Here is a 7,709-nt window from a genome sequence, read left to right as displayed (position 1 = left end):
GCCGGGTTTGTGGCCCACCGAAGATCCAGTGTGGGAGCGAGCCTGCTCGCGAAAGCGGTGGGGCAGTTGATGGGGATGTTGGCTGTGCTGCCCTCTTCGCGAGCAAGCTCGCTCCCACAAGAGGATTGGGTTGTTTTGAGAGTGTGTTTGTTCTGTCGTTTTCCACTGACGAGATCTTGCCATGGAACATCAACCGTTAATCCATTCGCAGAGCGTTGCGCCTACGCGTTCAAGGGGCGGTTTTTCGCCGACTGCTCGCGCGTGGTTTTTTCTATCGCCGTCGATGCTGTTTCTCGGCGTGCTGGTCGCCGCCAGCCTGTTGGTGCTGCGTATGAGCGTTGGCACCAAGGGCGCTGAATGGAGCGGCTTCAGCCTCGCCAGCTATGGGCAGTTGCTGGAGCCTTATTACCTCAAGTCGCTGCTGCTGACCTTGCGCCTGGCGCTGATCAGCGCGGTGATCGCCGTGCTGTTGGCGATTCCCGTGGCTTACACCATGTCGCGCTTGTCCTCACCGCTGTTGCGACGGGTGTTCCTGGCGGCGGTGCTGTTGCCGTTGTTGGTCAACCTGCTGCTGCAAAGCTATGGCTGGCTGGTCATCCTCGGCCCTGCCGGGATGCTCAATCAGGCGTTGATGGGCCTGGGCCTGATCAAGCGTCCGCTCATGCTGCTCTACAACCAGAACGGCGTATTGATGGGCCTGGTCCAGACCGCGTTCCCGCTGGCCGTGCTGCCCATCGCCAGTGCCATGCGCGGCGTTGCCCGCAGTTATGAAGAGGCCGCTGCCACCCTCGGCGCCAGCCGTTTCCAGGTGTTCCGCCAAGTGGTGCTGCCCATGAGCCTGCCGGGGATCATTACCGGCGCGACGCTGGTGTTCGCCTACAACGCCAGCAGCTTTGTCGTGCCGCTGTTGCTGGGCGGGCGACGGGTGCCGATGCTGGCGGTGATGGTCCATGACCAGATCGCCCCGCTGATGAACTGGCCCGCCGCTTCCGCCGCCGGGGTGGTGCTGATTGTCACCACGCTGCTGATCATGACCCTTTCCGAGTATTTCACCGGCCGTCGTCGGCGGATGCTGGAGGCTTCGCAATGAGTACGTCGAGTAAAAAACGCCAGGCGCTGCTGCCCGGTGAAACCGGCCGTGTGGCGGGCCTGCTGTCAGGTTTCATCCTGCTGCTGGCGGTGCTGCCGATCCTGACCATGATCGTCATGTCCTTCAGCGGCGCGGCGAACCTGGACTTCCCACCGAGCAGCTACAGCCTGCAATGGTACCGGGCGGCCTGGCACACCTTCGCCTCGCCGGATGCCAGCGATGTGCTGAGCCTGGGCCAGGCGATGGGCACCAGCCTGCTGGTGGCCTGCCTGACCATGATTTTCGCCACGCTGATTGCCGTCCCGGCGGCTTATGCCCTGACCCGTTGCGAGTTCCGTGGCAAGGCCGTGGCGTTGCAACTGATGTCGCTGCCGCTGGTGTTTCCCATGGTGGTGCTCGGGTTGGCGTTGCTGCTGGTCTTCGACAGCCTGCCGTTCCAGATGACCACCTCGCGGCTGGTGATTGCCCATGTGATCCTCGCGCTTCCGTTCGTGGTGAAGAACTGCACCGCCGCCATGCTCGGCATCGGCAGCGAAGTCGAAGAGGCCGCACGCATGCTTGGCGCGACCCCGCGGCGGGCCATCGTCGACGTAGTGGTGCCGTTGATGAAGTCGGGGATTCTCGCCGGGATGCTGCTGGCGTTCATCGTCTCGTTCAACGAATTCACCGTGACCTATTTCCTCTACACCATCGATGTCATGACCGTGCCGATCTGGATGTACAGCCGCACCGTGTCGTCGCTGGACCCCACCGTTTTTTCGTTTGCCGTGCTCATCGTGCTGATCGACTTCGTGCTGATCTGGGCGTTGGAGAAACTGGTAGGCGAGGGCGGCGTTTCCTTTTGATTTCGAGGTGAAGACATGACTGGACTGATACTGGAAAACGTCGAGAAACACTACGGCTCGGCCTGCGCGGTCAGGGATGTGAACCTGCATCTGCCCGAGGGCAAGCTGGTGTGTTTTCTCGGGCCTTCGGGCTGTGGCAAGACCACGCTGCTGCGCATGATCGCCGGCCTGGAAAGCCTCAGCGGCGGCGAAATCCGCTTGGATGGCGAAGACATCGGCCACACCCCGGCGCACCTGCGTAACTTCGGCATGGTGTTTCAATCCCTGGCGCTGTTCCCGCACATGACCGTCGGCGAGAACATTGCCTACCCGCTTAAGCTGCGGGGCGTGGGCAAGGCCGAGCAACAGGCGCGGGTGGTCGAATTGCTGGAGCTGATCCAGCTCCAGGCGATGATCGACCGGCCCGTGGCGAAGCTTTCCGGCGGCCAGCGCCAGCGGGTGGCGATTGCCCGAGCCATTGCCGCCCGCCCGAAAATCCTCTTGCTGGACGAACCGCTTTCGGCCCTGGATGCCAAGTTGCGCGAGTCGATGCAAGTGGAAATCCGTCAACTGCAACAGCGCCTGAACATCACCACGATCCTGGTGACCCATGATCAGCGCGAAGCCATGACCATGGCCGACATCGTCGTGGTGCTGGGCGAGCATCGCGTGCAACAGGTCGGCACGCCGATCGAAATCTATCGGCACCCGGCCAATGAGTTCGTCGCCGATTTCATCGGTTCCGGCAACATCTTTCCGGCGACTTCCCTGGGCAACGGGCGGGTCGGACTGCCGGGCGGGGACACGCTGGAGGTTCCGGCCAGCCGCAGCATCAATCCGGGGGAAAAGATCAAATTATTGGTGCGTCCCGAGGATGTGCAACTGTCCTCACCCCAGGCTTCGGCGGGTAATCGGTTGCTGGGCAAGGTGCTGTTCGTGCGGGACATCGGGGCGACCGTCGAGACCACGGTGGAATGTTCCGGCGTCTCGTTCACGGCGCTGAACACGCCGTGCCAGGGCATGGAGCTGGGCATCGGGCACGCAGTGTCGGTGACGGTGCCGGCGCAGGCGTGTCGGGTGCTGGGGGCCTGAATTCAAGGGGTGAGGTGCATTTCCTGGCCTCTTCGCGAGCAAGCTCGCTCCCACAGGAGATCTTCAGTGAACACAAATTCTCTATTCACAACCGATCAACTGTGGGAGCGAGCTTGCTCGCGATGAGGCCGGCCCAGTCAGCACAAAGTCTGGATCAAACAGTCATCCGCAACCGCGCCAAATCCCGCAACGGCGGCGCGCCAAACAAGCGGCTGTACTCGCGGCTGAACTGCGAAGGGCTTTCATACCCCACCCGATACCCCGCCGCCGACGCTTCCAGCCCTTCGGCCAGCATCAGCCGGCGGGCTTCCTGCAAGCGCAGTTGCTTCTGGTACTGCAGCGGGCTCATGGCCGTCATGGCCTTGAACCGATGATGCAAGGTCGAGACGCTGAGGTTCACTTCCCGCGCGAGGTCATCGATGCGCAACGGCTGTTCGAAATGGCCATTGAGCCATTTGATCGCCTGGCTGATGCGATGGCTCTGGCTGTTGGCGATGGCGATTTCATACAGCCGATAGCCTTGCGGGCTGCGCAACAGGCGATAAAGGATTTCCCGGCGCACCAGGGGCGCGAGCATGGCGATGTCTTTCGGCGTATCGAGCAGGCGCGTCAGGCGCAGTACGGCGTCGAGCATCGGCGTGTCCAGGCGTTCGACATACAGCCCGCGTCCGGCCGGGCGAGTTGGCACGCCCAAGGGGCCGGCATCGGCGATCAACGAGGTGATTTCCGCCGGGTCGATGTCCAGGCGCAACGCCAGGATTGGCTGCTCGGGCGAGACATCGGCGATGCAACCGCTCAACGGCATCGAGACCGAGACCACCAGGTAATGCAGCGGGTCGTAGTTGAACAACTCATCCGCCAGCCGTACCTGCTTGCTGCCCTGGGCCATGATGCACAGGGCTGGTTGCGCCAGCACCGGGGCGAATTTGTGCGGCTGGCTGTGGCGCGACAGATGCAACGAACCGATGGTCGTGGCGTAGCTGCCGTCCTCGCTGGTATTGCGGTCGATAATCGACGCCAGTTCGGCGCGCTGTTGTTCCAGATACGTGTCCAGTGGGACATGGGCGTGATCGAGTGGCGACATGCCGGGATCCTCAAGGAAAACGGGGAGCGATGGAACAAAGCTTAAGTTTGTGCAAGGCGCGGCGGTAGTCAAATCCTGTTGAAAGCTTGCCTGATCCTGCAAGGCTGACACCTGCAGGACCATGCAATGCGCTTGAAACTTGCTTGAAACCTTTTGTTTCAACTTCCTGTGCTCAACTTTTGTCGAGGCCGAATTCGGTGTTGGCGAGGGGCAGGATTGTGCAATGGGTCGGCAGGAATCGACTAACGACGCTGGCGTCGCGGCGCTTAACCTTTGATCCTGTCGCAGCCTGTCCCCGGCTGCACAACGGATTACCTGGGAGGGTTGAACATGACTACACACATCCCCGTCAGTCACATGGCTTTCGTCCGGGCCCGCACCGGCTGTTCCAAACCGTTGGGTGCACGCCTCAGCACACTGATCGCGCCCTCGCGCCAGGCGCCGGGTTGCCTGCACTTTGCCTTGCAACAATCGCAATGCGACGCCGATTTGTGGCTGGTGTCCGGGCTGTGGGTCAACCAACAGGCGATGGACGCCTACTTCAACTCACCGGCGATGGCGATCTTCGCCGAGCTGGTACAGGACCTGGTGGTGAGCAGCCTGGATTTTCATACCTTCCGGGAAGTGTCTGCCGTCCAGGCGACCGAAGGGTGCATGGCGAAGGTACACAAACTGGCCGGTTGAAGGTTTAATGACGGTCATTTTCCATCGCCAGGATGCGCACTATGGCACGCAAAGCCTTTGAAACGTTTGAAGCTGTTTCCGCTGTTGTTCCCAAGGAAGGTGGCGGCTATTACGCGGCCATCGCCACCAAGGCCATCGGTGGCTCAGGTGCGCCGCGCTTCAACAAGGTGCTTGAGGAGCAGGTATTCGAAACCGCTACCAAGGCCGATGAGGCGGCTGCGGTGCAGTTGACTCACCTGCAAGGTGTGGACGACGAGGGTGGGTTGGTCTGGTAGGCCAGCCTCCTGGGGATCGCTTTTGTGGCGAGGGAGCTTGCTCCCGCTGGGACGGTCCGACGCTTCGGGCGCAGCGGCCCCAGGATTTTACGGTCGCTGCGCAACCGAGCGGGAGCAAGCTCCCTCGCCACAGGATCGCGCTGCTCTTACTTGGGGCGATGCATCTTGAACAACGCCTCGGGCCCCAGCTGGAAATAATCCGCCGGCCCGCCACCGCGCAAGATCGGCTCGGCGGCGGCGGTGTCGTACACCCCATCCTTCAACAGCCATTTGGCGATGTGCACGGCGACCACTTCGCCGAGGATCAGCCAGCTCGGCACCCGTTCCTTGTCCGCCCGCTGCAATTGAATGATCTGCGTGACCTTGCATTCGAATGACACCGGGCTCTCGGCCACGCGCGGCACCTGGATCACTCGCGACGCCGCTGTCGTCAGGCCCGCCAATTCGAATTCGTTGACCTCTGGCGCAACCATCGCGCAGCTCTGGTTCATCTGCTCGGCCAGCGGGCGCGTGGCCAGGTTCCAGGCAAACTCGCCGGTCTGTTCGATGTTGTTGAGGCTGTCCTTGCGCCCGACGCTGGAGAACCCAATGATCGGCGGAACGTAGTTGAACGCGTTGAAAAAACTGTAGGGCGCCAGGTTCAGGCGACCTTCGGCATCCTGGGAGGAAATCCAGCCGATGGGCCGTGGGCCGACGATGGCGTTGAACGGGTCGTGGGGCAGGCCGTGGCCGTTGGCGGGTTCGTAGTAGTGGATATCGTCGGGCATGGCTGGAGAAGATCCTGCGGTGGAGTTTCAAGGGATTCGAGATAGTGCAGGGCCCCGCTGTTTTTGTCAGCACCCTGGAGCCCTTGTGGGAGCGAGCTTGCTCGCGCTAGCGGTGGATCAGTCAGCATTTTTGTCGGCTGCACCACCGCTATCGCGAGCAAGCTCGCTCCCACATTGGATCTCTGAACTCAGACAAATCGTGCTCCGTCGTCATCGCTGTGCCAGATAAATCGTTGGACGTGCAGGATGAAAAAAGGGGCGAACCGGTGAGGTTCGCCCCTTCTGTTTGTACGACCGAGATGTCAGTCGGTCACGATTCGCGAATGCTTGCGGGTGTCTTTCATGGTGATGTACACCAACAGCGACACGGCAATGCAGGCCGTCACGTACCAGTAGTAGCCGGTTTCCATGCCGATGCTCTTGAACCACAGCGCGATGTATTCAGCGGTGCCGCCGAAGATCGACACGGTGAGTGCATAAGGCAGGCCGACGCCCAGGGCGCGGATTTCAGTAGGGAACAGCTCGGCTTTCACCACGGCGTTGATCGAGGTGTAGCCGCTGACGATGATCAGCGCCGCCATGATCAGGAAGAACGCGCCCCACCAGGTCTGGATGGTGTGCAGGGTGGTGAGGATCGGCACGGTGAACAGCGTACCCAGGATGCCGAAGGCAATCAGGATCGGCCGGCGACCGATCTTGTCCGACAGCCCACCGATCACCGGTTGCAGGCACATGAACAGGAACAGCGTGGCGGCGGAAATGGTGGTGGAGTCGGAGATGCTCATGCCGACGGTGTTCACCAGGTATTTCTGCATGTAGGTGGTGTAGGTGTAGAACGCCAGGGTGCCGCCCATGGTCAGGCCGACCACGGTCATCAGTTCCTTGGGATGGCGCATCAAGGTGCGCATGGCGCTTTCCTTGGCTTTTTCCTTCTTGGTGAACGACTCGGTTTCTTCCATGCCACGTCGCAGGTACAGCGCGACGATTGCACACAGCGCGCCGATGGCGAACGGGATACGCCAGCCCCAGGCGTACAGCTGCTCGGTGGTGAGGAATTGTTGCAGCACGATCAGCACGCCAAGGGCGATGAGCTGGCCGGATATCAGCGTCACGTATTGGAAGCTGGAGAAGAAGCCGCGACGTTCCTTGGTGGCCATCTCACTCAGGTAGGTCGCCGAGGTGCCGTACTCGCCACCCACCGACAAACCTTGGAGCAGGCGGGCGAACACCAGCAGGATCGGCGCGCCGACGCCGATGGTTTCGTAGCTCGGGCTCAGGGCGATGATCAGCGAGCCGAAGCACATCAGGTACACCGAGGCCATCAATGCACGTTTGCGACCGGCGCGGTCAGCGTAGAGGCCCATCAGCCAGCCGCCGATCGGGCGCATCAGGAAGCCCACGGCGAAGATCGCGGCGGTGTTGAGCAACTGGGCGGTGGTGTCGCCCTTGGGGAAGAAGACTTTGGCGAAGTACAACGAGAAAGCGGCGTAGACGTACCAGTCATACCACTCGACCATGTTGCCGACCGAGCCGCTGAAGATCGATTTGATCCGGCTGGCGGTGGTTCTTTCACGGGCGGGCACGGCAGCCGACCCGATGGGCAGGGCGTTGGAGTTATCCATTGAAGGATCCTTCGTTTAATTGTTTTTGTGGAGCGCGTTGGAACGCAGCCTGCCAGGGCTATAGCAGGAGCTGTGCCAGGTAGGAGAGGGCCGGTTTAGAGGGGGTTGTCGCGTTTGGTGAGCGGAAATCCGCTTATTGCGGGCGGCGGTGTGGGCGGGAATCCGCTTATGTCGGGGGAGGTTTCTCGTCTGTACCGGCCTCATCGTCGGATCGCCGCCCGGAGCAAGCTCGCTCCCACAGGGTCATGTATACATCGGACAAATGTGGGAG

8 protein-coding genes are annotated in these 7,709 nt (G+C 61.5%); 5 read left to right on the top strand and 3 right to left on the bottom strand.

Annotated features, from left to right (window positions below; genetic code table 11):
- Positions 1 to 181 precede the first annotated feature (181 nt).
- From FHK92_RS14890 to FHK92_RS14880, 3 genes are read left to right on the top strand one after another with little or no spacing between them, the layout of a single operon-like run.
- Positions 182 to 1,090, top strand: coding sequence for an ABC transporter permease (locus tag FHK92_RS14890; protein WP_181288722.1), 909 nt, complete (start codon positions 182 to 184; stop codon positions 1,088 to 1,090).
- On the top strand, positions 1,087 to 1,935 hold the full coding sequence (locus tag FHK92_RS14885) for an ABC transporter permease (RefSeq protein WP_181288721.1): 849 nt from the start codon (positions 1,087 to 1,089) through the stop codon (positions 1,933 to 1,935). Before FHK92_RS14890 ends, FHK92_RS14885 begins: the two co-directional genes overlap by 4 nt.
- 15 nt (positions 1,936 to 1,950) lie before the next feature.
- Complete coding sequence (locus FHK92_RS14880; protein WP_181288720.1) at positions 1,951 to 3,006, top strand: ABC transporter ATP-binding protein; 1,056 nt, start codon at positions 1,951 to 1,953, stop codon at positions 3,004 to 3,006.
- 154 nt (positions 3,007 to 3,160) lie between these two features.
- On the opposite strand, the gene FHK92_RS14875 is transcribed toward FHK92_RS14880, so the two are convergent.
- Positions 3,161 to 4,090 (bottom strand): AraC family transcriptional regulator, encoded by a 930-nt coding sequence (locus FHK92_RS14875; RefSeq protein ID WP_181288719.1) that lies wholly within the window; start codon positions 4,088 to 4,090, stop codon positions 3,161 to 3,163.
- Between the two features lie 330 nt (positions 4,091 to 4,420).
- Between FHK92_RS14875 and FHK92_RS14870 the strand changes: the two genes are divergently transcribed.
- Both FHK92_RS14870 and FHK92_RS14865 read left to right on the top strand, forming a co-directional pair.
- Complete coding sequence (locus FHK92_RS14870; protein ID WP_030138441.1) at positions 4,421 to 4,774, top strand: putative quinol monooxygenase; 354 nt, start codon at positions 4,421 to 4,423, stop codon at positions 4,772 to 4,774.
- A gap of 41 nt (positions 4,775 to 4,815) precedes the next feature.
- Positions 4,816 to 5,049: a hypothetical protein gene (locus tag FHK92_RS14865; protein ID WP_030138442.1), complete on the top strand. Its 234-nt coding sequence runs from the start codon at positions 4,816 to 4,818 to the stop codon at positions 5,047 to 5,049.
- A gap of 146 nt (positions 5,050 to 5,195) precedes the next feature.
- Here the strand turns inward: FHK92_RS14865 and FHK92_RS14860 are convergent, their stop codons facing one another.
- A complete protein-coding gene (locus tag FHK92_RS14860) occupies positions 5,196 to 5,816 on the bottom strand; it encodes a flavin reductase family protein (RefSeq protein ID WP_181288718.1) in 621 nt (206 codons plus the stop codon).
- A 302-nt stretch (positions 5,817 to 6,118) separates the two neighbouring features.
- Positions 6,119 to 7,438: an MFS transporter gene (locus FHK92_RS14855; protein ID WP_030140849.1), complete on the bottom strand. Its 1,320-nt coding sequence runs from the start codon at positions 7,436 to 7,438 to the stop codon at positions 6,119 to 6,121.
- Positions 7,439 to 7,709: the final 271 nt, after the last annotated feature.

Source organism: Pseudomonas brassicacearum subsp. neoaurantiaca (assembly GCF_013608025.1).
In the GTDB taxonomy this organism is placed as follows: domain Bacteria; phylum Pseudomonadota; class Gammaproteobacteria; order Pseudomonadales; family Pseudomonadaceae; genus Aquipseudomonas.
Note: the sequence above shows the minus strand (reverse complement) of the source record. Positions and strands in the feature narration are given on the sequence as shown.

What these genes read in the sequence shown, in the direction of transcription:
- FHK92_RS14890 (WP_181288722.1), top strand. Translation starts at nt 182, where the DNA reads ATGGAACATCAACCGTTAATCCATTCGCAGAGCGTTGCGCCTACGCGT.
- FHK92_RS14885 (WP_181288721.1), top strand. Translation starts at nt 1,087, where the DNA reads ATGAGTACGTCGAGTAAAAAACGCCAGGCGCTGCTGCCCGGTGAAACC.
- FHK92_RS14880 (WP_181288720.1), top strand. Translation starts at nt 1,951, where the DNA reads ATGACTGGACTGATACTGGAAAACGTCGAGAAACACTACGGCTCGGCC.
- FHK92_RS14875 (WP_181288719.1), bottom strand. Translation starts at nt 4,090, where the DNA reads ATGTCGCCACTCGATCACGCCCATGTCCCACTGGACACGTATCTGGAA.
- FHK92_RS14870 (WP_030138441.1), top strand. Translation starts at nt 4,421, where the DNA reads ATGACTACACACATCCCCGTCAGTCACATGGCTTTCGTCCGGGCCCGC.
- FHK92_RS14865 (WP_030138442.1), top strand. Translation starts at nt 4,816, where the DNA reads ATGGCACGCAAAGCCTTTGAAACGTTTGAAGCTGTTTCCGCTGTTGTT.
- FHK92_RS14860 (WP_181288718.1), bottom strand. Translation starts at nt 5,816, where the DNA reads ATGCCCGACGATATCCACTACTACGAACCCGCCAACGGCCACGGCCTG.
- FHK92_RS14855 (WP_030140849.1), bottom strand. Translation starts at nt 7,438, where the DNA reads ATGGATAACTCCAACGCCCTGCCCATCGGGTCGGCTGCCGTGCCCGCC.